Origin of the sequence: Tersicoccus solisilvae (assembly GCF_014643255.1) — a bacterium.
GTDB lineage: Bacteria > Actinomycetota > Actinomycetes > Actinomycetales > Micrococcaceae > Tersicoccus > Tersicoccus solisilvae.
Genome location: NZ_BMJI01000002.1, coordinates 130,812 through 156,755 on the forward strand (window position 1 = coordinate 130,812; position 25,944 = coordinate 156,755).

Annotated in this window: 22 protein-coding genes; 16 read left to right on the forward strand and 6 right to left on the reverse strand. The window is 73.0% G+C overall.

Annotation, left to right across the window (positions count from 1 at the left end):
• A complete protein-coding gene (gene hemW, locus IEX22_RS03500; RefSeq protein WP_188666341.1) occupies positions 1–1,230 on the forward strand; it encodes a radical SAM family heme chaperone HemW in 1,230 nt (409 codons plus the stop codon).
• Positions 1,231–1,279: 49 nt separating this feature from the next.
• Here hemW and IEX22_RS03505 read toward each other — a convergent pair whose 3' ends face one another.
• Together IEX22_RS03505 and IEX22_RS03510 are read right to left on the reverse strand one after the other, a co-directional pair.
• Entirely contained in the window at positions 1,280–1,705 is a 426-nt protein-coding gene (locus tag IEX22_RS03505; RefSeq protein ID WP_188666343.1) for a DUF4870 domain-containing protein, read from the reverse strand.
• A 158-nt stretch (positions 1,706–1,863) separates the two neighbouring features.
• Entirely contained in the window at positions 1,864–2,754 is an 891-nt protein-coding gene (locus IEX22_RS03510) for a DUF3097 family protein (RefSeq protein ID WP_438816582.1), read from the reverse strand.
• A gap of 229 nt (positions 2,755–2,983) precedes the next feature.
• Here IEX22_RS03510 and hrcA point away from each other — a divergent pair, with 229 nt between their 5' ends.
• From hrcA to IEX22_RS03525, 3 genes are all read left to right on the forward strand, one after another.
• Positions 2,984–4,036: a heat-inducible transcriptional repressor HrcA gene (gene hrcA / locus IEX22_RS03515; RefSeq protein WP_188666345.1), complete on the forward strand. Its 1,053-nt coding sequence runs from the start codon at positions 2,984–2,986 to the stop codon at positions 4,034–4,036.
• A gap of 58 nt (positions 4,037–4,094) precedes the next feature.
• Positions 4,095–5,228 carry a molecular chaperone DnaJ gene (gene dnaJ / locus IEX22_RS03520; protein ID WP_188666347.1) on the forward strand — a complete coding sequence of 378 codons (1,134 nt, stop codon included), beginning with the start codon at positions 4,095–4,097 and terminating at the stop codon, positions 5,226–5,228.
• 69 nt (positions 5,229–5,297) lie between these two features.
• Positions 5,298–6,077: a 16S rRNA (uracil(1498)-N(3))-methyltransferase gene (locus IEX22_RS03525; protein WP_188666349.1), complete on the forward strand. Its 780-nt coding sequence runs from the start codon at positions 5,298–5,300 to the stop codon at positions 6,075–6,077.
• 12 nt (positions 6,078–6,089) lie between these two features.
• Here IEX22_RS03525 and IEX22_RS03530 read toward each other — a convergent pair whose 3' ends face one another.
• Positions 6,090–7,061 carry a GerMN domain-containing protein gene (locus IEX22_RS03530; protein WP_188666351.1) on the reverse strand — a complete coding sequence of 324 codons (972 nt, stop codon included), beginning with the start codon at positions 7,059–7,061 and terminating at the stop codon, positions 6,090–6,092.
• 253 nt (positions 7,062–7,314) lie between these two features.
• Between IEX22_RS03530 and IEX22_RS03535 the strand changes: the two genes are divergently transcribed.
• The 9 genes from IEX22_RS03535 to IEX22_RS03575 all read left to right on the forward strand — a co-directional run bounded on the left by IEX22_RS03535 (position 7,315) and on the right by IEX22_RS03575 (position 18,516).
• Complete coding sequence (locus IEX22_RS03535; RefSeq protein ID WP_188666353.1) at positions 7,315–8,448, forward strand: PhoH family protein; 1,134 nt, start codon at positions 7,315–7,317, stop codon at positions 8,446–8,448.
• On the forward strand, positions 8,445–8,918 hold the full coding sequence (gene ybeY, locus IEX22_RS03540; RefSeq protein ID WP_188666355.1) for an rRNA maturation RNase YbeY: 474 nt from the start codon (positions 8,445–8,447) through the stop codon (positions 8,916–8,918). Before IEX22_RS03535 ends, ybeY begins: the two co-directional genes overlap by 4 nt.
• Positions 8,915–10,327, forward strand: a complete 1,413-nt coding sequence (locus tag IEX22_RS03545) for a hemolysin family protein (RefSeq protein WP_188666357.1) — start codon at positions 8,915–8,917, stop codon at positions 10,325–10,327. The genes ybeY and IEX22_RS03545 overlap by 4 nt, the downstream gene beginning before the upstream one ends.
• Entirely contained in the window at positions 10,324–11,370 is a 1,047-nt protein-coding gene (era, locus tag IEX22_RS03550; protein ID WP_188666359.1) for a GTPase Era, read from the forward strand. The genes IEX22_RS03545 and era overlap by 4 nt, the downstream gene beginning before the upstream one ends.
• Positions 11,371–11,577: 207 nt before the next feature.
• Positions 11,578–13,251: an LCP family protein gene (locus tag IEX22_RS03555; protein WP_188666361.1), complete on the forward strand. Its 1,674-nt coding sequence runs from the start codon at positions 11,578–11,580 to the stop codon at positions 13,249–13,251.
• 256 nt (positions 13,252–13,507) lie between these two features.
• On the forward strand, positions 13,508–15,259 hold the full coding sequence (leuA, locus tag IEX22_RS03560; protein ID WP_188666363.1) for a 2-isopropylmalate synthase: 1,752 nt from the start codon (positions 13,508–13,510) through the stop codon (positions 15,257–15,259).
• Between the two features lie 9 nt (positions 15,260–15,268).
• On the forward strand, positions 15,269–16,024 hold the full coding sequence (gene recO / locus IEX22_RS03565) for a DNA repair protein RecO (protein WP_188666365.1): 756 nt from the start codon (positions 15,269–15,271) through the stop codon (positions 16,022–16,024).
• 6 nt (positions 16,025–16,030) lie between these two features.
• The gene (locus IEX22_RS03570; protein WP_188666367.1) at positions 16,031–16,852 is read left to right on the forward strand and encodes an isoprenyl transferase; all 822 of its coding nucleotides are present in this window, start codon (positions 16,031–16,033) and stop codon (positions 16,850–16,852) included.
• 26 nt (positions 16,853–16,878) lie between these two features.
• Positions 16,879–18,516 carry an ABC-F family ATP-binding cassette domain-containing protein gene (locus IEX22_RS03575; RefSeq protein WP_188666369.1) on the forward strand — a complete coding sequence of 546 codons (1,638 nt, stop codon included), beginning with the start codon at positions 16,879–16,881 and terminating at the stop codon, positions 18,514–18,516.
• Here the strand turns inward: IEX22_RS03575 and IEX22_RS03580 are convergent.
• The 3 genes from IEX22_RS03580 to IEX22_RS03590 are packed head-to-tail and all read right to left on the reverse strand — an operon-like array spanning position 18,503 to position 21,249.
• Complete coding sequence (locus IEX22_RS03580) at positions 18,503–19,537, reverse strand: alpha/beta hydrolase (protein ID WP_229659750.1); 1,035 nt, start codon at positions 19,535–19,537, stop codon at positions 18,503–18,505. The genes IEX22_RS03575 and IEX22_RS03580 overlap by 14 nt on opposite strands.
• Before the next feature lie 32 nt (positions 19,538–19,569).
• A complete protein-coding gene (locus IEX22_RS03585; protein WP_188666371.1) occupies positions 19,570–20,445 on the reverse strand; it encodes a shikimate dehydrogenase in 876 nt (291 codons plus the stop codon).
• 3 nt (positions 20,446–20,448) lie between these two features.
• Complete coding sequence (locus IEX22_RS03590; protein WP_188666373.1) at positions 20,449–21,249, reverse strand: IclR family transcriptional regulator; 801 nt, start codon at positions 21,247–21,249, stop codon at positions 20,449–20,451.
• 137 nt (positions 21,250–21,386) lie between these two features.
• Between IEX22_RS03590 and IEX22_RS03595 the strand changes: the two genes are divergently transcribed.
• From IEX22_RS03595 to IEX22_RS03605, 3 genes are read left to right on the forward strand one after another with little or no spacing between them, the layout of a single operon-like run.
• The gene (locus IEX22_RS03595; protein WP_188666375.1) at positions 21,387–23,249 is read left to right on the forward strand and encodes a bifunctional sugar phosphate isomerase/epimerase/4-hydroxyphenylpyruvate dioxygenase family protein; all 1,863 of its coding nucleotides are present in this window, start codon (positions 21,387–21,389) and stop codon (positions 23,247–23,249) included.
• Positions 23,250–23,299: 50 nt separating this feature from the next.
• Positions 23,300–24,706, forward strand: coding sequence for an MFS transporter (locus IEX22_RS03600; RefSeq protein ID WP_188666377.1), 1,407 nt, complete (start codon positions 23,300–23,302; stop codon positions 24,704–24,706).
• A gap of 53 nt (positions 24,707–24,759) precedes the next feature.
• On the forward strand, positions 24,760–25,839 hold the full coding sequence (locus IEX22_RS03605; RefSeq protein WP_188666379.1) for a quinone-dependent dihydroorotate dehydrogenase: 1,080 nt from the start codon (positions 24,760–24,762) through the stop codon (positions 25,837–25,839).
• Positions 25,840–25,944: the final 105 nt, after the last annotated feature.

The window sequence follows — 25,944 nt, forward strand, 5'->3', positions numbered from 1 at the left end:
ATGCCCAGTGCGCTACCCCTGGCCGACCCGGCGCCCGCCGACGGCCGGCTGCCCGCCGTCGTCGCCGACGGCGCCGGGGACCGGACCTTCAGCCTCTACGTGCACATCCCGTTCTGCGCGGTGCGCTGCGGGTACTGCGACTTCAACACCTACACCGCCACCGAGCTCGGCGGCGGGGGCAGCCAGGCCGAGTACGCGTCCCGGGCGGTCGCCGAGGTGGACCTCGCGGCCACCGTGCTGACCGAGGCCGGCGTCGGGAGCCGGCCGGTGCACACCGTGTTCTTCGGCGGCGGCACGCCGACCCTGCTGCCCGCCGGGGACCTGATCGGCATCCTCGACGCCGCCCGATCGCACTGGACGTTCGCTGACGACGTCGAGATCACCACCGAGGCGAACCCCGACTCGGTCACCCCGGAGAGCCTGCGCCGGCTGGCCGACGCCGGCGTCACCCGCGTCTCCTTCGGCATGCAGTCCGCTGTGCCGCACGTCCTGGCCGTGCTGGACCGCACCCACAACCCGGACAACGTGCCGCAGGCCGTCGCCTGGGCCCGGGACGCCGGCCTCGACGTGAGCCTGGACCTGATCTACGGCACGCCGGGGGAGAGCCTGGCCGACTGGGAACGCTCCCTCGACGCGGCCCTGGCCTGCGAGCCGGATCACCTCTCGGCCTACGCGCTGATCATCGAGGAGGGCACACGCCTGGCCGCGCGGATCCGCCGCGGGCAGGTGCCCGACGTCGACGACGACGATCACGCCGCCAAGTACGAGCTCGCCAACGCGCGGCTGACCGAAGCCGGCATGGGCTGGTACGAGGTGAGCAACTGGGCGCGCACGGCCGACCACGCCTGCCGGCACAACGTCGCGTACTGGCGCAGCGGCGACTGGTGGGGCATCGGCCCCGGCGCCCACTCCCACGTCGGAGGCGTGCGCTGGTGGAACGTCAAGCACCCCACCGCCTACGCGGCCCGGCTGGCGGCCGGGGACTCACCGGCCGCGGGCCGGGAGACGCTGGACGCGGCGACCCGCCACGTGGAGGACGTCATGCTGCGCGCCCGGCTCGCCGAGGGGCTGCCCGTCGCCATGCTCGGCGCCGCCGGCCGCCGGCAGGTGGCCGGGTTGATCGCCGAGGAACTGGTCGAGCCGGCCGCGGCCTTCGCCGGCACGCTGCGCCTCACCCTGCGCGGGCGGCTGCTGGCCGACGCCGTCGTGCGGCGCCTGCTCGACGACTGAGGGCCCCTGCCCGGACACGCCGGACCGCGGGAGCGGGCCGGCGGGGTCGTCAGCGACGGAGCAGACGCAGATTGACCGGATACCGGTACGGTTCGCCGCGGTTGGCGTGCACGCCGCCGATCACCGAGAAGACCGTGATCCCGAGCCACAGCACCGCGGCGAGCAGGGCGAAGATCCAGCCGATGACCGGGATCAGGGCCAGCACGTTGCAGACGACGGCGATCACGGTGGGTGGAGCGGTGAAATTGAGGGCCTCCCCGGCCTCCTGCGCGGTGAACGGACCGCGCTCCCGGAAGACGAGGAAGATGACCAGCGACGGGATGCAGCCGAGGATGCCGCCGAAATGGGCCAGGGTCGCCCACTGGCGGTCCTCGGTCGCCGTCAACGGCAGGGCGTGGGCCGGCACACCGGTGTAGTCGCCCGCCTCGCCGTGGCTGCGGGCGCCGGGGCTCTCGGGCCGGGGGGTCTGCGACACGACTGCCTCTCTGCGAGCCGACGACGGCCCGCCGGATCGTTGGCCGGCACGGACCCGGGGCTGTCCGCGCCGGCTCCAGTGTATCGGGGCGGCCGCCGCGGCCCGCGCACCGGTGGCGCGGCCCCACGTCAAGCGGCGCGGCCGCCAGAAACCGGCGGTCAGCCGGTCGCCGTGAGGAAGTCGATGATCTCCTCGACGCGGCCGAGCATCGCCGGCTCCAGGTCGGTGTAGGTGTGCACGGAACCGAGAAGGCGTTGCCAGCCGCGGGCGACGTCGGCCTGGTCGCCGTGCGGCCAGCCGAGGCCGGCGAGGATGCCGGTCTTCCAGTCCTGGCCACGGGCGATCACGGGCCAGGCGTCGATGCCGAGGACGGCCGGTTTGATCACCTGCCAGACATCGACGTAGGGGTGCCCGACGACGAGCACGTTGCCCGCCGCGCCGGGCACCCGGATCGCGTCGCCGGCGATCCGGGACTCCTTGCTGCCGGGGACGAGATGGTCGACGAGCACGCCGAGCCGGCGCGCCGGGCCCGGACCGAAGTCGCGGATCGCGTCGACGAGGTCGTCGATGCCGCCGAGCGGTTCGACGACGATGCCCTGCTCGCGCAGGTCGTCACCCCACACCTTCTCGACCAGCTCGGCGTCGTGCTTGCCCTCCACCCAGATGCGGCTGGCCCGCGCGACGCGCGCCTGGGTGGGGGCGGCGGCCCGCACCGAGCCGGACGCGGTGCGCGCGGTGGCGGCCGGAGCCGCGGCGCCGGTCGTCCGGACGGAGCCGGGGTCCACGATCTCGACGGGCCGGCCCTCGAGCAGGAACCCGTGGCCGAGGGGGAAGGCACGGGTACGCCCGCCGCGGCCCTCCAGCACCATGACGACCATCCCGGCGGTGCGCTCGAGCCGCAGCAGCTCGCCGACCCACCCGCTGGCGCTGTCCTCGAGCACGAGTCCGCGCCGGGCGGGCACCGCGGGCACCTCGCGGCGGACCCGCCCGGACCGGTGCCCGACGCCCGACGTCGTCAGCTCCTGCGGACCCCAGCCGTACTCGTGCACACGTCCTCCTGGCCTCGCCGGGTTCCCGGTCGTCGGGCCCCGCACCGTTGCGGGCGGGGCGGCGCCGGGCCGGCCGGCCGCGGGCGCCTCCATGCTAACAACGGGCATGCCGCGAGGGCCGAGGTACTAGACTTGGCACTTGAGCATCCCGAGTGCTAACCCGGATGCAGCCCCGCGGCGTGCTCCGCGGGTGACCGAGGCACCGTCGAGAGCGCCAGGAGGTGCGGCAGTGAGCGATGCGCGACGACTGGACGTGCTGCGCGCGATCGTCGAGGACTACGTCCAGTACCGTGAGCCGGTCGGCTCCCGCGCGCTGGTGGACCGACACCGGCTCGGCGTCTCCTCCGCCACGATCCGCAACGACATGGCGGTGCTCGAGGAGGAGGGCCTGATCGTGGCGCCCCACACGAGCGCGGGGCGTGTGCCCACCGACGCGGGCTACCGCCTCTTCGTGGACCGGATCTCCGACGTCAAGCCGCTGTCCCCGGCCGAGCGCCGCGCCATCCAGACGCTGCTCGACGAGGCGAACGACCTCGACGACGTGATGGAGAAGACCGCCCGGCTGCTGGCCCAGCTCACCCGTCAGGTGGCGCTGATCCAGTACCCCACCATCGGCAGCGCCCACGTGCGTCACCTCGACGTCGTCGCCCTGACCGAGGACCGCGCCCTCGTGGTGCTGATCGCCAGCAATGGGCACGTGGAGCAGCGGGTGGTGGCCCTGGACGAGCCCGCGACCGTCGAGGACCTGGCCGACGCCCGCACGCGGCTGCTCGGCCTGGTCGACGGCCGGCAGCTCACCGAGGTCCCGGCGATGCTCGGCCGGTTGCGCCTGCCGGGGGACACGACCGAGGGTGGGGGTCCGACACCGGACGACGGGACCGGGCCCGGCGCGCGGCTGCTCGACCGGCTCGCCGCGGCCGTGACCTCCCTCGTCGGCTTCGCCGGCCAGGACCGGATCGTCATGGCCGGCACCGCCAACCTCGCGCGCGCCACCCGCGACTTCCCGCTGACGATCCTGCCGGTGCTCGAGGCGCTGGAGGAACAGGTCGTCATGCTCCGGTTGTTGTCGGAGATGGGACAGGACGAGGCCGGTGTCTCGGTCCGCATCGGCCACGAGAACCCGTACGAGCCCCTCAGCGAGGCCTCGGTCATCGCGTCCGGCTACGGGCCCGCGTCCGCGTCCCGGCTCGGGGTGGTCGGCCCCACCCGGATGGACTATCCGACCTCCATGGCCGCCGTGCGTGCGGTGGCCCGTTATCTCTCCCGCATCCTCGCGGGCTGATGCTCGCCGCCGGGGCACCCGCGCCCGGCGGCGCCGACGATCGACGTGAAAGGACGTTGTGGCCAGTCATTACGAGGTCCTGGGTGTGTCCCGGGACGCCACCGGCGAAGAGATCAAGAAGGCGTACCGCAAGCTGGCCCGCAAGCTGCACCCCGATGTGAATGCCGGGCCCGAGGCGGCCGAGGAGTTCAAGAAGGTCAGCCACGCCTACGAGGTGCTCAGCGATCCGCAGAAGCGGCAGATCTACGACACCACGGGCAACGAGAACGGCAGCGCCACCGGGTTCGGCGGCGGCTTCGACGGCGCGGGCTTCGGGTTCCAGGACATCTTCGACACGTTCTTCGGCGGCACGGGTGCCGGTGCGGCCGGGCCGGCGTCGCGGATGCGGCGCGGTCAGGACGCCCTGATCTCGGTGGGCGTCGAGCTGCGCGACGCCGTGTTCGGCACGAACAAGAGCATCGAGCTCGAGACCGCCGTCGTGTGCGACCGGTGCTCCGGTTCCTGCTGTGAACCCGGCACCGCGCCGACCACGTGCGACATCTGCCACGGCACCGGCCAGATCCAGCGCGCCGTCCGCTCCATCCTGGGCCAGGTGATGACGACGGCCGCGTGCCCCACCTGCCAGGGGCACGGCACCGTCATCCGCAACCCCTGCAACGAGTGCGCGGGGCAGGGCCGGGTGCGCAGCCGCCGCAACCTGACGCTGAAGATCCCCGCGGGCGTCGCCACCGGCACCCGCATCCAGCTGGGCGGCCAGGGCGAGGCCGGCGTCGCCGGCGGGCCGCAGGGCGACCTGTACGTCGAGATCCAGGTGGCGAAGGATCCCGCCTTCGTGCGCGACGGTGACGACCTGCACGCCACCCTCCAGCTGCCGATGACGGCGGCGGCGCTCGGCACGGTGCTCGACTTCGACACCTTCGACGGTCCCCAGCCCGTGCGCGTCGCGTCGGGCAGCCAGTCCGGCGAGGTGATCACCCTCAAGGGCCTCGGCGTCACGCACCTGCGCTCGGGCGGTCGCGGCGACGTGCGCATCCACCTGCACGTGGAGACGCCCACGCGGCTGGACGACGAGCAGGAGGAGCTGCTGCGCCGGCTGGCGGAGCTGCGGCACGAGGAGAAGCCCTCCGCCAAGCCGGCGACCGCCGGCAGCGGCGTCTTCTCGCGGCTCCGGGAACGCTTCGGCGGTCTCTGAGCCCCGGCCGCCGCGGCCCGCATTCCTCGCCCCACCGTCCCGTCCGACCCGACCCAGGAGGCCGACCACGTGAGCGCCCCGGTGTTCTACCCGACCGCCGACCTGTCCGGCGTGGCCGCGGGGGGCCGGTTCCGGCTGGACGGGCCGGAGGGCCGGCATGCGGCCACCGTGCGCCGGATCGGTTCGGGGGAGACGGTCGAGGTGTGCGACGGCGACGGGCGGCGCCTCACCTGCGTCGTCGTCGGCGTCGGCAGGGACGCACTGGAGTTGAGCGTGCGGTCCGTGACGATCGAACCCGCGCCGGCGCCCGTGCTCGAGCTGGTCCAGGCCCTGGCGAAGGGCGACCGGGATCTGCAGGCGATCGAGACGGCCACCGAGCTCGGGGTCGACGTCGTCGTGCCCTGGCAGGCCGACCGGTCGATCGTGCGGTGGCACGCCGATCGCGCGGCCAAGGCCGCCGGGAAGTGGGAGAGCACCCTGCGCGCCGCGGCCCAGCAGTCCCGCCGGGCCCGCATTCCGCGCCTGGCCGGGCTGACCGGGACGCGCGCCCTGGCGGCGCGCATCGCCGCGGGCACCGCCGACGGCTCCCTGGCCGCCGTGGTGCTGCACGAGGACGCCGCGGCGCCGCTGGGCGCGGTGCTGGCCGAGAGCGTCGGCGCCGACGGTCCCGCACGCGTGCTGGTGATCGTCGGTCCGGAGGGCGGCATCGGGCCCGACGAGCTCGGTGCCCTCACCGGCGCCGGAGCCCGCACCGCGGTGCTCGGGCCGCACGTGCTGCGTTCCTCGACCGCCGGCCCCGCGGCGATCGCCCTCGCCTCCGTGCAGCTCGGGCGCTGGCCCGCGGCCTGACGCCGTGGCGCGTCAGCGCATCGTGATCGTCTTGCTGTCCGCCCAGCGCTGGGACCCGTCGTCCCCGGGCTCGAAGAAGGTCAGGCGGTAGTTGCCGGGCGGGAGCTGCTCGGTCAGCGAGAAGGTGCCCCCGGTCGCCGTGTCGGCCTGCAGCGACGCCGTGCCGCTGCGATAACGGCGATACCCGTCCCGGCCGTCGTCGGTGGCGCGGCCGATCTCCCAGCCGACCCGGTGCACCACGCTGGTGGTCCGGCCCGAGGCCCGCACGGTGGACCCGGTCACCACGGTGCCGTCCTGCGGGTCGATCACCCAGATCGGCGCGGCCCGCTCCACCTGCCGGCTCATCGGCTCCCCGAGGGTCACCTGCCCGAACGCGCGGTACTGGGTGTGCCCGTCCACCAGGATGATCACCCGGCTCTGCTGGTCCGTCGGGATCAGGCCGGCGTTGGCCGCGGCGCCCGTCGCCGTGTACACCAACTGCTGGACGGCCAGCTCCGCCTCCTCGGGGCTGAGCTGAGCGCCGAAGGCGTCGGAGGAGACGTCCACCGTCACCGTGTTGTTGTCGCCGATCGCCGATCCCACCCGCGACGCCGGACGCCACGGGGTGTAGTAGTCCGGGTCCAGGGGCCGGGCCGACATCATCGCCGCCACGGCGGTCGAGACGGAGTCGTCCCGGGCCGGGAGCAACCGGTACTCCCGGAACAGGTACCGGCCCTCGTTCGTCCCGCCCAGCCAGTAGACGGGCACCTGGGAGGTGCTCGCGACGGACTCGGCGGCCCCGGTCGGCTGGCTGAGGTCGGAGGCGTCCTGTCCCTCGGCGCTCGGCTCGGCGGTGGGCCGCGGCGTGGAGAGCGCGGTGCACGCGGTGAGGCAGGGCAGCACCAGGGCCAGGGCGGTGAGGACCGTCAGCAGTCGCCTCGACCGCCGTCCGCCCGGCCGGCCGGGACAGCATCGGGCACGGCGTCGCGTGTCGATGACGACCATCTCCACCTCCGTCGTTCGCGTCCCGGGCCGGCGTCCCACCGTCGCCGGAGGACCTCCCGGCGACCGTCGAGCGCCCGATCCACCCTGCGCGAACGCGGGCCGTCCGCGCGCCGTCCCCAGTCTGGCACGGGGGCCGGTGCCGTAGAATCGGCAGTGCCGGAGAAGCGTTCCGCGCCGGCGTCGGGCACCGACCGACCAGCAGATCCACCAGCACATCCCGTGAGGAGCGACGGCAGGCCCTTCGGCCGCACCCATGAGCGAGTTCACCGCACCCGCATCCCCCGGCAGCACCGGACCCGAGAACCGCACCATCGACTTCGACTCACCGGAGCAGATGGTCCAGGCGCTCGGCGCGCAGGACGAGGCGCTGCGCATCATCGAGAGCACCTATCCCACCCTCAGCCTGACCGTGCGCGGCCACTCCGTGCAGGTGACCGGCGCCGACCCCGCCGCCGTCACCCGCGCCGCCGAGGTGCTCGCCGAGGTGAAGGACATGGCCGCCGCGCACACCGTGATGTCGGCGCAGACCCTTCGTCAGCTGATGAGCATGCTGGAGACCGCCGGCGAGGCCCGCCCCGCGCAGGTGCTGACGCAGAACATCCTCTCCAGCCGCGGCCGCACCATCCGCCCCAAGACCCTGAACCAGAAGCTGTACGTCGACGCGATCGACGCGAACACGGTGATCTTCGGGATCGGGCCGGCCGGCACAGGGAAGACCTACCTGGCCATGGCCAAGGCGGTGCAGGCGCTGCAGAACCGCGAGGTCAACCGGATCATCCTGACCCGACCGGCGGTCGAGGCGGGGGAGCGGCTCGGCTACCTGCCCGGCACGCTGAGCGACAAGATCGACCCCTACCTGCGTCCGCTGTACGACGCGCTGCACGACATGATGGATCCCGAGTCCATCCCCCGCCTGATGGCCGCCGGGACGATCGAGGTGGCACCGCTGGCCTACATGCGTGGCCGCACCCTCAACGACGCGTTCATCATCCTCGACGAGGCGCAGAACACGACGCCCGAGCAGATGAAGATGTTCCTCACCCGGCTCGGCTTCGGCTCCCGCATCGTCGTCACCGGCGACGTCACCCAGGTCGACCTGCCGCAGGGCACCCAGTCGGGGCTGCGGGTGGTCAGCGACATCCTCTCCGGGATCGACGACGTCGCCTTCACGACGCTGGACTCGACCGACGTCGTGCGGCACCGCCTGGTCGGCGACATCGTCAACGCGTACAGCCGGTGGGACGAGCAGCAGCGCCAGGGGCAGGAGCGCGCCCGGGAGCGCCGCGAGCACCGGCGCGCCGACGACCGGCCACGCGGGGACCGCCCCCGCTCCGACCGGGCAGCGGACCGGGTCCGCCCGCAGGAGCGGCGGGAGTCGGCCTCGTGAGCATCGAGATCTCGAACGAGTCAGCCCGCACCGTCGACGAGGACGCGATCCTGGCCCTGGCCCGGTACCTGTTCGACCGCCTCCACCTGCACCCGCAGACCGAACTCTCCGTCGTCCTCGTGGACGAGCAGGCGATGGCGGCCCTGCACCAGCAGTGGATGGACGAGCCCGGGCCCACCGACGTGATGTCCTTCCCCATGGACGAGCTGCGCCCCGGCACCGAGGAGGCACCGGCCGCCGAGGGCCTGCTCGGCGACATCGTCGTGTGCCCGCAGGTGGCCGCCCGGCAGGCCGAGCGCGGGGGCCACGGCGTCGACGACGAGATCCTCCTGCTCGTCACCCACGGTGTCCTCCACCTGCTCGGCTACGACCACGAGGAGCCCGACGAGAAGGCCGAGATGTTCGCCCTGCAGCGCGAGCTGCTGACCGGGTACCTGGGGCGGCCCGCCCCGCGGGAGACCGACTCGTGACGGTGGCGCTGCTGCTGGTCCTCGTGGTCCTCTTCCTGTGCGGAGCGGCGCTGACGGCCGCCGCGGAGGCGGCCTTCACCTACCTTCCCCGGCACGACGCCGAGGCCGCCCTCGGGGGCCGGAACGCCGGCGCGCTGCGGCGCATCATCGACGAGCCGGCCCGACACATGCACGCCACCCGGTTCTGGCGCGTGTGGTTCGAGATGGCCGCGGCCGTCGCCGTGGCCATGCTGCTCCTCCACACGCTCGGCAACCCGTGGATCGCGGGCCTGATCGGCACCGTCGTGATGGCCGCGATCGGCTTCGTCCTCGTCGGCGTCTCACCCCGCCAGCTCGGCCGCACCTACTCGGTGGGCGTGGTCACCGCCACGGCCCCGCTGGTGCACCTCCTGTGCGTCGTGCTCGGGCCGGTGCCCGGTTGGCTGATCTCCGTCGGCAGCCTCGTCACGCCGGGCGCCCCGCGTGCCGACGCCGCGTTCTTCACCGAGGACGAGCTGCGGGAGATGGTCTACCGGGCCAACGAGTCCGAGATGATCGAGGACAACGAGGCGGAACTGATCCACTCGGTGTTCGACCTGAACGACACCAAGGTCCGGGCCGTGATGGTGCCGCGCACCGACATCGTCGGCATCGAGACCGGTGCCACACTGCGCCAGGCCCTCTCCCTGTTCCTGCGCTCGGGCTACTCCCGCGTGCCGGTGATGGGGCACAGCACGGACGACCCGCGCGGGGTGCTGTACCTCAAGGACGTCGTGGCCGCGGTGTACGGGGCGGACCGCGCGGTGCACGGTGCGGCCGGCGCGTCCACGACCGTCGACCCCGGCACCGCGACCGTGGACAGCATCGCCCGGCCGGTGCGGTTCGTGCCCGAGTCCAAGCCGGTGGCCGACCTGCTCAGCGAGCTGCAGCGGGAGGGCACCCACGTCGCCATCGTCATCGACGAGTTCGGCGGGACCGCCGGCATGGTCACCCTCGAGGACCTGATCGAGGAGATCGTCGGCGACATCGTCGACGAGTACGACTCCGAACGGCCGGAGATCGAGGATCTCGGCGACGGCCGGTACCGGATCTCCGCCCAGCTAGCCGTCGAGGACCTCGGCGAGCTGTTCGACATGGAGCTCGAGGACGACGAGGTCGACACCGTCGGCGGGCTGCTCGGCAAGGCGATCGGCAAAGTTCCGATCGTCGGCAGCGAGGCCCGCATCGCCGGCATCGACCTGCACGCCGAGCGGCTCGAGGGCCGCCGGAACCGGGTGTCCCACCTCATCGCGCGCCTGGCCGACCCGGTGCCCGAACCGGAGGGCGACGACGACGCCGACGGCGGCCGCCGGGACGCACCCCGGCACGGCAGCACCCGGCACGACGCCACCAGACACGACAGCACCAGCCAGCAGGAGGTCGCCGGATGAGCCGCGGACCAGCCACGTCCGGTCCCCGTCGACCGGGCGGCGAGAAGACCGACGCCGCATCGACGCCGTCGGTGCTGCACGCGCGGCGCGACACCGCGCCCGATCCCGGCACCGGGGCGCCGGCCCCCTTCCGCGCCGGCTTCGTCAGCCTCGTCGGACGACCCAACGCGGGCAAGTCCACCCTGACCAACGCGCTGGTGGGGCAGAAGGTCGCCATCACCTCGTCGCGGCCGCAGACCACCCGGCACACCATCCGGGGCATCGTGCACCGCGAGGACGGCCAGCTCATCCTCGTCGACACCCCGGGCCTGCACCGGCCCCGCACCCTGCTCGGCCAGCGGCTCAACGACCTCGTCACCGAGACGCTGGCCGAGGTCGACGCCATCGGATTCTGCCTGCCGGCGAACGAGAAGATCGGCCCGGGCGACCGGTTCATCGCCGAGAAGCTGGCGGGACTGCGCCGACGGCCCGTCTACGCGCTCGTCACCAAGACCGACACGGTGAGCCGGGACGCGCTGGCCTCCGCCCTCGTCGCCGTCGACACCCTGGGCCGGGAGGCGCTCGGGGAGGACGGCTGGGCGGGCATCGTGCCGGTCAGCGCCGTCGACGGGTTCCAGGTCCGCACCGTGGCCGACGTGCTGATCGCCGCCATGCCGTCGTCGCCCCCGCTCTACCCGGACGGGGAGCTGACGGACGAACCCGAGGCCGTCATGGTCGCCGAGCTCGTCCGCGAGGCGGCGCTCGAGGGTGTGCGCGACGAACTGCCGCACTCGCTCGCCGTGGTGGTCGAGGAGATCGTGCCCCGCGAGGACCGGCCCGAGGACCGGCCGCTGCTCGACGTGCGGGTCAACCTCTTCGTCGAACGGTCCTCCCAGAAGGCCATCATCATCGGCCGGGGCGGCTCCCGCCTCCGCGAGGTGGGGACGGCGGCGCGGAAGGGGATCGAGGCGCTGCTCGGCACCCCCGTGTACCTGGACCTGCACGTGAAGATCGCCAAGGACTGGCAGCGCGACCCCAAGCAGCTGGCCCGGCTCGGGTTCTGATCGTCCGGGCGGCGTGAGCCGGGCCACGCGAGGTCCCGGAGTCCCCGGAGCGACCAGCCGGCACCCGGACCGGTGTGCCACAATACAGCGAGTCCGCCGGTGGAGAGCGCCCGGTCGACCGCACCGTTCGCGGTCCCTCGGCGCCGCCCGCTCACCCGTACGGCACACCGACCGGACACCAGCAGCGACAGCCAGAAGGGTGGGGGGATGAGCCGACGTCACGTCGCCGACGACGAACACCCCGCCGACCGGCACGCCGACCATCCGACCGGCCCCGGGCTCAGCCGCGGCACCGTCCGCCACCCGGTGCCCAAGCACCTGGGACGTGGCCGGCACATCGGGCGGGAGCCACGGCACCGCGCGCTGAAGCTCACGGCCGCGGTCCTCGCCCTGGTCCTCGTCGCCGGCGTCGCCTTCGCCGGCATCCAGGTGCTCCGCCTGCAGGGCAACCTGCTCTCCCGGCCGCTGAACCTCGACGCCGAGTCCAGCGCCGGCCCGGACGAGGACCTCGACCACCGGCCGATGCAGATCCTCGTGCTCGGCACGGACACCCGCACGGGGGAGGACGCCCGGTTCGGCAGCCCCTCGGACTCGTCGACGGCCGGCAACTCCGACGTGATGATGCTGATGCAGGTCTCCGCGGACCGGAAACGCGTCACCGTCGTCAGCTTCCCCCGTGACCTGATGGTCGCCATCCCCCGCTGCAAGGACCCGGGGACCGGCAAGGAGTACCCGGCCACGGCCATGGGCCAGCTCAACAGCGCCCTGGCGTCCGGCGGTCCCGGCTGCACGGTCGCGGCGATCAACCGCTTCACGGGTCTGAACATCGACCACTTCATGATGGCCGACTTCAACGCGGTCACCGAGCTCTCCCGCACCCTCGGCGGCGTCGAGGTCTGCGTCAACCAGGCGATCGACGACCCCGACTCGGGGCTGAAGCTGCCCGCAGGTGTCAGCACCATCGAGGGCGACCAGGCGCTCTCCTTCCTGCGCACCCGGCACGGCTTCGGCAACGGGGGCGACGAGGGCCGCATCCGCGCCCAGCAGAGCTTCCTCGCCTCGATGGTGCGCAAGGTCAAGGCGGAGGGCACGCTGACGGACATCCCTCGCCTGTACTCGATCGCCGAGACCATCACGAAGAACCTCACCGTCGACGACCAGCTCGCCCAGATCCCCTCCCTGATCAACCTGGCCACGAAGCTGCAGAACATCGACCTGGCGCGCGTCGCCTTCGTCACCGCCCCGGTCGAGGAGTACCCCCAGGACCCGAACCGCCTGAAGCTGAAGAAGAGCGCCGCCGACGCCCTCTTCGCGCGGTTGCGCGCCGACGAGGACCTGACGGCGCCGGCCACGACCGCCGGCCCGACCGCCTCGGCTTCCCGGCCCGGTGGCAGCACCTCCTCGCCCGCCACCGCGAGCGCCACGGCGACGGCCACCGCGAAGCCCAGGGCCACCCCCACCGCCACGCCCACGTCGACGCCCACGGCCACGGCCGACGCGCAGGAGGTCCTCGCCGCCCGCGCCGCGGTTCCGGTCAGCGTGCGCAACCTCTCCGGCGCGGCGAAGCGGGACGCCGCCATCGCGCGTGTGCTCGTCAAGGCGGGCTACACCCAGGCGGGGGTCGACTCCGCCTCCGGCAAGCGCCCGGGCACGCAGGTGTTTTACGGCGCCGGCTACCAGGACCAGGCGCGGGCGCTGGCGACCGTGCTCGGGATCGGCCGCGTCCAGGTCGTCCCGTCGGCCGAGATCGCCGGGGTCCGCGTGGACATCGGCACCGACTTCACCACCGGCACGAAGATGACCAGCGGTGCGGATCTGGGCGAGTTGAACGGCCAGACCGCCGACCAGGTCACCTGCCAGTCCGCGTACGGGAACTTCTGACCGCGCCGCCCGTGGCCCCCGCCGTGTGACGCCCGTCGGTTTGCCGCGCGCCCGCGCGCCCCGTGTAGGGTGACAACGTGCCTCAGGGACTTCTCCTCCTTAGCTGCCGCGCCAGGGTCTGAGTCTTCGTTTCGAGTTCGACGCTCGCGAAGGCGGCCGACGCCCCGGTGCGGAGTCGTTGTGTCTGGCCAGACCCACTTCCGCCCAGCAGGGCCCGCCCGGCCGCTGGTCGTCGACAGGAGAGAAGGCGAACCCGATGCAGAATCAGCAGAAGCCGTCCGGCATGCCGGTCCACCGGTACACCCCGTTCCATGAGCAGATCGCCGTCGAACTACCGGACCGCACCTGGCCCACCCGGCGGATCACGACGGCGCCGCGCTGGTGCGCCGTGGACCTGCGGGACGGCAACCAGGCCCTGATCGACCCGATGAGCCCCGAACGCAAGCACCGCATGTTCGACTTGCTCGTGCAGATGGGCTACAAGGAGATCGAGGTCGGCTTCCCGTCCGCCTCCCAGACCGACTTCGACTTCGTCCGCCAGCTCATCGAGCGGGACCGGATCCCCGACGACGTCACCATCCAGGTGCTGACCCAGTCGCGGGAACACCTGATCGAGCGCACCTACGAGTCGCTGCAGGGCGCGAAGCAGGCCATCGTCCACCTGTACAACTCGACGTCCGTGCTGCAGCGGCGCGTCGTGTTCAAGCAGGACCAGGATGGCATCCTGGACATCGCGCTGTCCGGTGCCCGGCTGTGCAAGAAGTTCGAGGAGACCCTGCGGGACACGCGGATCACCTACGAGTACTCCCCGGAGTCCTACACCGGCACCGAGCTGGAGTTCGCGGCCCGGATCTGCAACGCGGTGGCCGACGTGTTCGAGGTGTCCGAGGACAACCAGGTGATCCTCAACCTGCCGGCCACCGTGGAGATGGCCACCCCCAACGTGTACGCCGACTCGATCGAATGGATGGGCCGGCACCTGTACCACCGAGAGAACATCATCCTCTCCCTGCACCCGCACAACGACCGGGGCACGGGCGTCGCCGCCGCGGAACTGGGCTACCTCGCCGGGGCGGACCGGATCGAGGGCTGCCTGTTCGGCAACGGGGAGCGCACCGGCAACGTGGACCTGGTCACCCTGGGCCTGAATCTGTTCAGCCAGGGCATCGACCCGATGATCGACTTCTCCGATCTGGACGCCGTGCGCCGGACCGCCGAGTACTGCACCCAGCTCGGTGTCCCCGAGCGGTCCCCGTACGGCGGCGACCTGGTCTTCACCGCCTTCTCCGGCTCCCACCAGGACGCCATCAAGAAGGGCTTCGAGGCGATGACCGCCGACGCGCAGGCCGCGGGCCGAGACGTGTCGGACATGGTCTGGGGGGTGCCGTACCTGCCGATCGACCCGAAGGACATCGGCCGCTCCTACGAGGCGGTCATCCGGGTCAACTCCCAGTCCGGCAAGGGCGGCGTCGCCTACCTGCTCAAGAACGAGCACAGCCTGGAACTGCCGCGCCGCATGCAGATCGAGTTCTCCGGCGTCGTCCAGCGCCTCACGGACACCGCCGGGGGCGAGGTCAGCGGGGCGGACCTGTGGAAGATGTTCATCCACGAGTACCTGCCCTCCGCCGAGCACGAGCGGGTCGGCGAGCCCCTGCCTGAGTGGGGCCGGTACGCCATCTCCTCGTTCAGCACCCGCAGTGAGGGCGACGTCACCACCCTGGACGTCGACCTGGTCGTCGCCGGCGTCGAGCAGCACCGGACCGCCACCGGCAACGGTCCCGTGTCGGCGCTGCTGACCCTGCTGGCGGGGGACGGGATCGACGTGCGGGTGCTGGACTACACCGAGCACGCCCTGTCCGAGGGCGGCAACGCCAAGGCCGCCGCCTACGTCGAGGCGGCCGTCGGCGAGCGCGTGCTCTGGGGTGCCGGTATCGACGAGAACACCACCCTGGCCTCGCTGAAGGCGGTCGTCTCCGCCGTCAACCGGGCCGTGCGCGACCAGGACTGAGGGGCTGCCGTGGCCCGGTCGTCCTCCTTCGCCTCGCGGCAGTACCGCGACCACGGGGTGATCCTCCGTACCCACAAGCTGGGGGAGGCGGACCGCATCATCGTGCTGCTCACCCGGCGACACGGTCAGGTGCGGGCAGTGGCGAAGGGCGTCCGGCGCACGAGCAGCAAGTTCGGTGCCCGGCTGGAACCGTTCATGGTGGCCGACCTCCAGCTGGTCACCGGCCGGAACCTGGACATCGTGTCCCAGGCCGAGTCGGTGGCCAGCTACGGTCAGCCGATCGTCGCGGACTACGCCAAGTACACGGCCGCCGCGGCGATCTGCGAGACGGCGGAACGGCTCAGCGACATCGACACCGAGGCGGCCAGCAGCCAGTACGGGTTGCTGCTCGGCGCCCTGCACGCGCTGGCCGCCGGAACGCACGCGCCACAGACCGTGCTCGACTCGTACCTGCTGCGGGCCCTGGCCGACGCCGGCTGGGCGCCGAGCTTCACCGCGTGCGCACGGTGCGGAGCGCCCGGCCCGCACCGGGCGTTCTCCGTGCCGGTCGGCGGCGTCGTCTGCCCGGACTGCCGGCCCCCGGGGTCCGCGTCGCCGGATCCCGGCGCGCTCGCCCTGCTGGCCGCGCTGCTGGCGGGGGACTGGGACCGCACCGCGGACGCGGACCAGGCCCAGCGCAACGAGGCGTCCGGCCTCGTGGCGGCCTACGCCCAGTACCACCTGGAGCGTTCCGTGCGCTCGTTCAAGCACATCGAGAGGGTCTGAACACCGATGCCCGACCGTCGCCACGTCGCCCCCGAGCCGCACCCGAGCGGCGCGCGGCCTCCCGTCGTGCCGCCCGCCCTGGTGCCCCGGCACGTGGCGATCGTGATGGACGGCAACGGCCGATGGGCGAACGCCCGCGGCCTGCCCCGCAACGAGGGGCACCGGCGCGGTGAGGCCGCCCTGCTGGACGTGATGGCCGGGGCCATCGAGATCGGCGTGAAGTACGTCAGCGTGTACGCGTTCTCCACGGAGAACTGGAAGCGCTCCCCGGAGGAGGTGCGCTTCCTGATGGGGTTCAGCCGGGACGTGCTGCGCCGGCAGCGCGACCAGCTGGACGCCTGGGGGGTGCGGGTCCGCTGGTCCGGACGCCGGCCGCGGCTGTGGCGGTCCGTGGTCAACGAGCTCGAGATCGCCGAGGAGCGCACCCGCGGCAACGACGTCTGCCACCTGACCATGTGCGTGAACTACGGGGGCCGCGCCGAGATCGCCGACGCCGTCGCCGGGATCGCGCAGGACGTGGCGGCGGGTCGGCTTCGGCCGGGCTCGGTGTCGGAGCGGACCATCCAGCGTTACCTCGACGAGCCGGACCTGCCCGACGTCGACCTGTTCCTGCGCACGTCGGGCGAGCAGCGGATGAGCAACTTCCTGCTGTGGCAGTCCGCCTACGCCGAGTTCGTCTTCCTCGACACCCTGTGGCCCGACGTCGACCGGCGCACCCTGTGGGACGCCATCGAGATCTACGCCCGACGGGATCGCCGGTACGGCGCGGCCGTGGACCGGGCCGTGGGTCTTCCGGACGACGGCTCGGCGATCGCGGCCGGGGAGTAGACCGGATCGGCCCTAAGCTGGCAGGCGTGACTGGCACCCTCGTCGCGAAGGACCTGGCCGGTGGCCACGGCCACCGCACCCTCTTCGAATCCCTCGACCTCACGGTGGCGCCCGGCGACGTGGTCGGCGTCGTGGGGGCCAACGGCGCCGGGAAGTCGACCCTGCTGCGGCTGCTCGGCGGTGAGGCGACGCCGATGGGCGGGACGGTGTCGACGGCGCCGGCCGGCGCGTTCGTGGGCTGGCTGCCGCAGGAGCACGAGCGGGTCCCGGGGGAGACCGTGGCGGCCTACCTCGGCAGGCGCACCGGCGCCACCGCCGCGACCGAGGCCATGGAGGCGGCGGCCGCCGCCCTGGAGTCCGAGGATCCCGACGCCGGCGAGACCTACGCCGACGCCCTCGAGCACTGGCTCGCCACGGGCGCGCCGGACCTTCAGGACCGCGCGCCCGCGACGCTCGCCGAGCTGGGGCTGGACGTCGGGATCGACGCGCTGATGACCGGTCTGTCCGGCGGGCAGGCCGCGCGGGTCGCCCTCGCCGCGCTCCTGCTCAGCCGCTTCGACGTGGTGCTCCTCGACGAGCCCACCAACGACCTCGATCTCGACGGCCTCGAACGCCTGGAGCGCTTCGTCCGCGGCCTGCGCGCGGGCGTCGTGCTCGTCTCGCACGACCGCGAGTTCCTGGCCCGCTGCGTCACGCGGATCGTCGAGCTCGACCTCGCGCAGGGCCAGGTCGCGGTCTACGACGGAGGCTACGACGCGTTCCTCGAGGAGCGCGCCATCGCGCGCCGGCACGCCCGCGAGGCCTACGAGGAGTTCGCCGACCGGAAGGCCGACCTCGTGAGCCGCGCCCGCACCCAGCGCGAGTGGAGCTCGCAGGGCGTGCGCAACGCCCTGCGCAAGTCACCCGACAACGACAAGATCCGGCGCCGTGCCCAGAGCGAGTCGTCGGAGAAGCAGGCGCAGAAGGTGCGCCAGATGGAGTCGCGGATCGCGCGCCTGACGACGGTCGAGGAGCCCCGCAAGGAGTGGGTGCTCCAGTTCGACATCGCCGCCGCGCCGCGGTCCTCCAGCGTCGTCGCCACGCTCGACGCGGCCGTCAAGCGGCTGGGTGACTTCGTCCTCGGACCGGTCTCCCTCCAGGTCGCCGCCGGCGACCGGATCGCCATCACCGGCCCCAACGGCGCCGGCAAGACCACCCTGCTGCGCCTGCTGCTGGGCCGCGTCACCCCCGACGAGGGACGGGCCTCGCTCGGCGCCAGCGTCGCGATCGGCGAGATCGACCAGTCCCGCACGTCGCTGGACGAGGCCCTGCCGCTCGGCGACGCCTTCGAGGCCGCCGTCCCGGCCATGGCGTCGGCGGAGGTCCGCACGCTGCTGGCGAAGTTCGGGCTCAAGGCCGACCAGGTCGCGAGCCTGGTCGGACGGCTGTCACCGGGCGAACGCACGCGCGCCGCGATGGCGCTGCTCCAGGCCCGTGGGGTCAACCTGCTCGTCCTGGACGAGCCGACCAACCACCTCGACCTGCCCGCGATCGAGCAGCTCGAGCAGGCGCTCGGGTCCTACGACGGCACCCTGCTGCTGGTCTCGCACGACCGCCGGCTCCTCGCCAACGTCCAGCTCGACCAGCGGTGGGAGGTCGACGCGGGACGGGTCACGGTGCGCTGACGGGACCCATGCCCGGGGGATCCAGCACCGGCACCGCGACGGGAGTGGATCCGAACACGTACGCCTGCGCCCACTGATCCATCGCCCTGTACACGTCGGCGCGGATGCCGGCGGGGGAGAGCAGCACGTCGTGCAGGGCGCCGTCGAACCGGTTCACCGTCACCCGCGGGCCGAGGTCGAGGGCCCGGTGGGCCATCGTCGTCACGTCGAGGACGCAGTCGGCCGTCCGCATCCGCTCGTTCCACCGGGGTGAGATGACCGAGCGGGCACTGGCGAGCACGAGCACGGGGCAGTCCAGGTCCAGGCCCCGGGCCACCCGCTCCTGCCCGGCGACGACGGCGCGCAGCCACCCGGCCCGGACCGGGAACGAGAACCGGGGCCGCCAGCGCGGATCCAGTTCCCACTCGCCCTCCGCCTGGTCGCTGAGCGTGCGCCAGTAGTGGTCGACGGTGGGCAGGCGCAGGGCCGTGCGGGGCCGGCGCCGGGCGAGGTGCTCCAGCACCGGCGTCGTGGTCGTGCGCAGCAGGGCGCTGCCGTGCGCCTCCAGCCACGGGCTGTTCAGCACCAGGGCACGCACCCGGCCGGGACGCCGTGCGGCCCACAGGCTGGCCACCAGGCCGCCGGTGGAGTGACCCATCAGCACGAGCGGCCCACGCGGCGTCGGGTGGCCGTCCGCCGCGATGGCCGCCAGTGCCGCGTCGATGTCGTCGTCGTAGGCTCCGAGGTCGTCCACGTATCCCGGGGTCTGACCATCACGCAGGCTGCGACCATACTTGCGCAGGTCCAGGGCGTGGAACGCGCACCCGCGGTCGGACCAGAACCGGGCGAGGTCCCGCTGGTGGAAGTAGTCGGTCCACCCGTGCACGTAGAGGACGACCGGCGCCCGCGGCCCCGGCGGGGCGTCCGGATCCCGGTAGCGGACCAAGGTCGCGCCCACCGGTCCCTCCGTGTCCTCGCCCAGGGGCAGGTCGCGGCTCGTGAACCCGGGACCGAGCAGGTCCGGGGCGTATCCATCCACCACATCGGGAAAGCTATCACCGGTGGTGGGGACGCTCAGTCCGGGCCGCCGCCGACCAGGCGGAGGAAGTGGTCCCGCATCCGGGTCCGGTCCGGCGTGATGCCGGTGATCAGCGCGAAGGCATCGGCGGCCTGCCCCACGGCCATGTGGCCGCCGTCGAGGACGCGGCAGCCGCGCGCGCGGGCGGCCTGCACGAGCGGGGTGTCGATCGGCAGGTAGACGACGTCGGCCACCCACTGGTCCGGACGCAGCCGATCGGCCGGCAGCGGGGTGCCGGGGTGGTGATGCATGCCGATGGGGGTGGCGTTGACCACCCCGTCAGCGGTCTCCATCACCTCGCCGATCCGGTCGGTTCCGACGACGACGAACTCGCGGTCGGCGTGCTGCTCCTGCAGGACGGCGGCCCGGGCGCGCGCGCGGGCGGGATCCGCGTCGGTCAGCACCAGCCGCTGCACCCCGGTGTCGACGAGGGCGGCCGCGACGGCCGCGCCGGCCCCGCCGGTCCCGATCTGCAGCACGGTGCTCCGGGGCACGTCGGGAAGTTCCGCGGCCAGGCCGGTGGCGAAGCCGGTCCGGTCGGTGTTGTAGCCCACCAGCCGGCCGTCCACGACCAGGACGGTGTTCACCGCCTGCAGCGCGGCGGCCTGGGGCACCAGCTCGTCCAGGTGGTCGATCACCAGCTGCTTGCACGGGTGGGTGATGTTGAAGGCGTTGAACCCCAGGTCTCGGCCCGCGCGCAGCAGCTCCCCGACGGCGGTGCCGGGCCGGCCGATGACGTCCAGGTCGACCGGGCGGTACAGGTACCGCAGACCGAGCCGCGCCGCCTCCTCCTCGTGCATGGGCGGGGTCAGACTGGCGGTGATCCCCGACCCGACGAGCCCGACGAGGAACGATTCAGCGGTGGTGCTCATGGGTCATCCTCCGTGCGGGGCGTGGTCGGGTCGGGCGGTCGCGGTGCGGAAGGCGGGCAGGGTCGCGGCGAGCTCGTCGGCGGCGGAGCGCAGCTGCGGCAGCCACCGCTGCAGCGTGTCCAGGTCGGCGCGGAACACCGGTGCCGCCAGGGCCACCGCGGCGATGACGTCACCGGACAGGGACCGGACAGGGACCCCGATGGCGACCATGCCGACGTCGTGCTCCTCCTGCTGGCCTGCCCAGCCCCGGTCCCGGATCGCCTCCAGCTCGCGGTCCAGCGTGGCGCGGTCCGTGATCGAGTGCGGGGTGCGGGGGGTCAACTCGAGTTCGTCGAGCAGCGCAGCCCGGCGTTCGGGCTCCGCGAAGGCCAGCAGGGCCTTACCGAGGGCGCTGGTGTGCAGGAACCCGCGGTCCCCGGGATCCGTGGTGGTGCGGAACTGGGGGCCGTCGACCTTGCCGACGGTGAGGAAGCGGTCACCGTCCAGCACCGCGAGCAGGGAGCTCTCGTCGGTCTGCGCGGTCAGGCGCTGCAGGACCGATCCGCTGACGTCGGTGAATCCCCGGGCGTGCGCGACCTGCTGGCCGAGCTGGTAGATCCGCAGTCCGGGGCGGTAGCGCTTGTGCTGCGGGTCGAACTCCGCGAACCCGGAGGTGACGAGCACGCCGAGCAGGCGGTACACGGTGCTGAAGGGGTAGCCGACGTCGCCGACGATCTCCGCGGCCGTCGCACCCCGCGGCCGGCCGCACAGGGCGGTCAGCACGTCGAACGCCTTGCCCGGCGTCCCCGCGGCGTGAGCGGACATGGCGCTCCTTCCGAATCCGACGTCCGGCACCGATCGTGACGGTGCCGACCTTGACAGCGTGACATGACCTGCATCACACTCGGTGTTCAGCATACAGCAATAATTGCCAAATAGTGCAAACACAGAGGAGAAGCCAGGTGCGGACATCCATCGCGACGGTGTGCATGTCGGGCAGCCTCGAGGAGAAGCTGCACGCGAGCGCCGGCGCCGGGTTCGACGGCGTGGAGATCTTCGAGCAGGACCTGCTCGTCAATCCCGCCTCGCCCGAGGAGGTGCGCGCCCTCGCCGACCGGCTCGACCTGCGGCTGAACCTGTACCAGCCGTTCCGCGACTTCGAGGGCGTGGAGGAGCGACTGCTGGCCGAGAACCTGCGCCGTGCCGAGGCGAAGTTCAGCCTGATGAACCGGCTGGGTATCGACACCATGCTGGTGTGCTCCAACGTCGCCACCGCCGGACCGGACGACGACGACCTCGCCGCCGACCACCTGCGCCGGTTGGGCGAGCTGGCCGCCGGGCACGGGGTGCGGGTGGCGTACGAGGCCCTGGCCTGGGGAAAGAACGTCTCCACCTACCGGCACGCCCAGCACATCGTCGAGCTGGCCGATCACCCCGCCGTCGGCACGTGCCTGGACAGCTTCCACATCCTCTCCCGCGGTGACGACCCCGCCGGCATCGAGGACATCGACCCGGAGCGGATCTTCTTCGTCCAGCTCGCGGATGCGCCCACACTGACGATGGACGCCCTCTCTTGGAGCCGGCACCATCGCCTGTTCCCCGGCCAGGGGGGCTTCGACCTCGCCGGGTTCCTTGCTCACCTGGTGCGGGGTGGCTACGGCGGGCCCGTGTCCCTCGAGATCTTCAACGACACCTTCCGGCAGTCAGACGTGCTGCGCACCGCGCTGGACGGGATGCGGTCCCTGCTGTGGCTGCAGGACCGGACGCGGGACCGGCTCGCCGGCACGCCCGAGCCGGCCGGAGCCGGCCGGCAGGCGATGACGCTGACCGCCCTGCCACGCTCCGGCGGCCCGGCGGGACACGCGTTCACGGACATCCGCACCGACGACGCCGACGGCGTCGGCACCGTGCTGGCCCAGCTGGGCTTCCGGTTCCGGGGCCAGCACCGGCGCAAGCCGGTGCAGTTGTGGGAGCAGGGAGGCATCCGGATGGTGATCGACGGGCAGCGCGCCCGCGGGGTGGCCCCGAGCATCTCGGCGCTCGGCCTGGCCGTGGCCGATCCGGCCGCGAGCGCCGACCGCGCGAGCATGCTCGCCGCACCGCGGGTGCCCCGCCAGAACACCCCCGACGAGGAGGCGCTCGTCGGCGTCCTCGCCCCGGACGGCACGGAGATCTTCTTCGCTCCGCTCGATCCCACCCCCGCCTGGGCGGACGAGTTCGGGCCGGCCCCGGGCGACGCCACGAGCCTGCTGACCGCGGTGGACCACGTCAATCTCGCGCAGCCGTGGCAGGCCTTCGACGAGGCCGTGCTGTTCTTCGAGAGCACCCTCGGTCTGTCCCGGCAACCGACCGCCGAGGTGCCCAGTCCCCGCGGGCTGGTCCGCAGCCAGGTGATGCGTACCGAGGACGGCTGCGTGCGGCTGGCCCTGAACATGGTGCCGCACGTGCTCGACGCCGGGGCCTACCCCGAGCACATCGCCTTCGCCACGAGCGACGTCGTCGCGGTGGCCCGGCGCGCCCGGGCCGCGGGCATGGCCGTGCTGCCGGTGCCGGCCAACTACTACGAGGACCTCGCCGCCCGCTTCCCGCTGGACCCGGACGAGGTCGCCGTCCTGCGCGAACTCGACCTGCTCTACGACCGCGAGGGGGACGGCGAGTACCTGCACTTCTACACCGAGACCGTCGGCACTCTCTTCTTCGAGGTGGTCGAGCGCCGCCACGGCTACGACGGCCACGGTGCCGCCAACGCGCCGGTGCGCCTCGCTGCTCAGTTCGCCCTCGACGAGCGCCGCCGCACCCGGCCCCCGCACCCCGTGCGGGGCTGACCGCCCCGCACACCTGCCCACCGACCTGCCCGCTCCCTGAAGGAACCGTCATGCACCAGCCCGTAGCCCCCGCCCATCCGGACGCCTCCCACGGCCGCACGCCGCGCAGGGCGATGCTCGCCTCCTGGATCGGCAGCGCCCTGGAGTACTACGACTTCGCCGTGTACGGCACCGCCGCCGCCCTCGTGCTCAACCACCTCTTCTTCCCGGACAGCACGGCGCCCGGCATCGCCATCCTGCTGTCCCTGGGCACCGTGGGCGTCGCCTACTTCGTCCGCCCGCTCGGCGCCCTGCTGATGGGCCCGCTCGGTGACCGCCTCGGCCGGCGCTTCGTGCTGATGCTGACCCTGTTCGCCATGGGCGGCGCCACCTTCGCCGTCGGCTGCCTGCCGACGTACGACCAGGTCGGGTTCCTCGCACCGGCGCTGTTGGTGCTGTGCCGGTTGATCCAGGGGCTCTCCGCCTCCGGCGAGCAGGCCAGCGCCATCTCGGTCTCGCTGGAGCACGCGGACGACCACCGGCGCGGCTTCACCACCAGCTGGACCCTGCAGGGCACTCAGTTCGGCACGCTGCTGGCCACCGGCGTGTTCATCCCGTTCACGTTCCTTCTGACGGAGGACCAGCTGTTCAGCTGGGGCTGGCGGATCCCGTTCTGGCTCTCCGCGGTGGTGGTCGTCGTCGCCTGGATCATCCGGCGCCGGCTCGAGGAGCCGCCGGCCTTCGAGGCGGCCGTCGAGGAGTCGGCCTCCACCCGGGGAGCCTCGCCCATCACGCTGGCGTTCCGGTTCCACAAGGCCGCGATGCTCCGGGTCGCGGCGGCGGCCATGATCAACACGGTCAACGTCGTCTTCCTGGTGTGGTCGCTCTCCTTCGCGACGTCCGTGGTGAAACTGGACCGCGCGACGATGCTGTGGGTCTCCGTCGCGGCCAACGCCCTGGCGCTGCTGGTCATCCCGCTCGCCGGTACGGTGGCCGACCGGGTCGGACGCAAACCGGTGTTCATGGCCGGCGTGATCGGCTCGGCGATCATGGTGTACCCGTACCTGGCCGCGGTGGCTGCGGGCAACTGGGCGCTGATCTTCCTGCTCGGCGTCGTGATGTCGGGCCTGCTCTACTCCCTGGCCAACGCGGTCTGGCCGTCGTTCTACGCGGAGATGTTCCCGATCCGGGTCCGGGTCACCGGCCTCGCGCTGGGCACGCAGGTTGGCTTCGCGGTCTCCGGCGGCCTGACGCCGATCATCGCCGGCACCCTCGCCGGCACCGGGGGCGGCAACTGGGTGGCCGTCGGGATCCTGGTGACGGTGGCGTGCCTCATCTCGCTCGTCGCGGCGATCACGGCGAAGGAGACCGCATCCCTCAGCCTGCGGGACATCGACGCCGTGCACACCTCCCGCACGGAGGCGGCGGTGGCGGCGGGGGCGGACACCGCGCCCGTCCCGGGCGGGCGGGCGCAGTAGCGGGGCGGGCGGGTGATTCGGCCGGCGCGGCACCCGTGTGGCACCGTGATCCCATGCGCGTGTATCCCCTCGTCTTCCGGGCCGCCTTCTCGTGGATGGACGCCGAACGCGCGCACGGCATCGGCGCCGGGCTGATCGGGCTGGCGCACCGCGTCGGCGCCGGCCGGGTCCTGCGCCGGATCGCCGCCCCGGACCCCGCACTGCGCACCACCGTGATGGGCCTGGACTTCCCCTCGCCGTTCGGCCTGGCCGCCGGCTTCGACAAGCACGGCCGGCACACCGTCGCCCTGACGGACCTCGGCTTCGGGCACATCGAGGTCGGCACCATCACCGGCACCGCGCAGCCCGGCAACCCGCGGCCCCGCCTGTTCCGGCTGATCGCCGACCGGGCCGTGATCAACCGGATGGGGTTCAACAACGACGGCGCCGCGGCCCTCGCGCCGCGACTGGCCGCGGCCCGCGCCGCGCTCTCGCGTGACCACGGCGCGCCGAGGCCGATCATCGGGGTGAACATCGGCAAGACGAAGGCGGTGCCGCTGGAGGACGCCGTCGCCGACTACGAGCTCTCCGCCCGCACCCTCGCCCCGCACGCCGACTACCTCGTCGTCAACGTGTCCAGCCCCAACACGCCCGGGCTGCGTCAGCTGCAGGAGATCGACGCCCTCGCGCCGTTGCTGCGTGCCGTGCGGGCGGCCGCCACGGCAGCCGGCCGACCCGACGTGCCCCTGCTGGTCAAGATCGCCCCCGACCTGGCCGACGAGGACGTCGACGCCGTCGCCGCCCTCGCCCTCGAGCTCGATCTCGACGGCATCATCGCCACCAACACGACGCTGCGCCGGGACGGGCTCGCCACCGACGCCGCCACGGTCGCCGGCGCGGGTGCCGGCGGGCTCTCGGGAGCCCCCCTGGCCGACCGGTCCCTGGCGGTGCTGCACCGGCTCAAGACCGCGGTCGGGGACCGGCTCGCGCTCGTCTCGGTCGGCGGGGTGACGACCGCCGACGACGTCGCCGAGCGGCTGGTCGCCGGCGCCGACCTGGTCCAGGGCTACACCGCCTTCCTCTACGAGGGGCCCTTCTGGGCGCGGCGGATCAACCGCGGTCTGGCCCGCCGCCTGGGTGCCGTCCGGCGCTGAGAGGGCTCCCGCCGCCCCCGCCGCCCCTACGCCCCTACGCCGAGTGTGCGGGTGACGCACGCGTTCGCGCCGAATGACGACATCGTGCGCACACTCGGCGCGCCG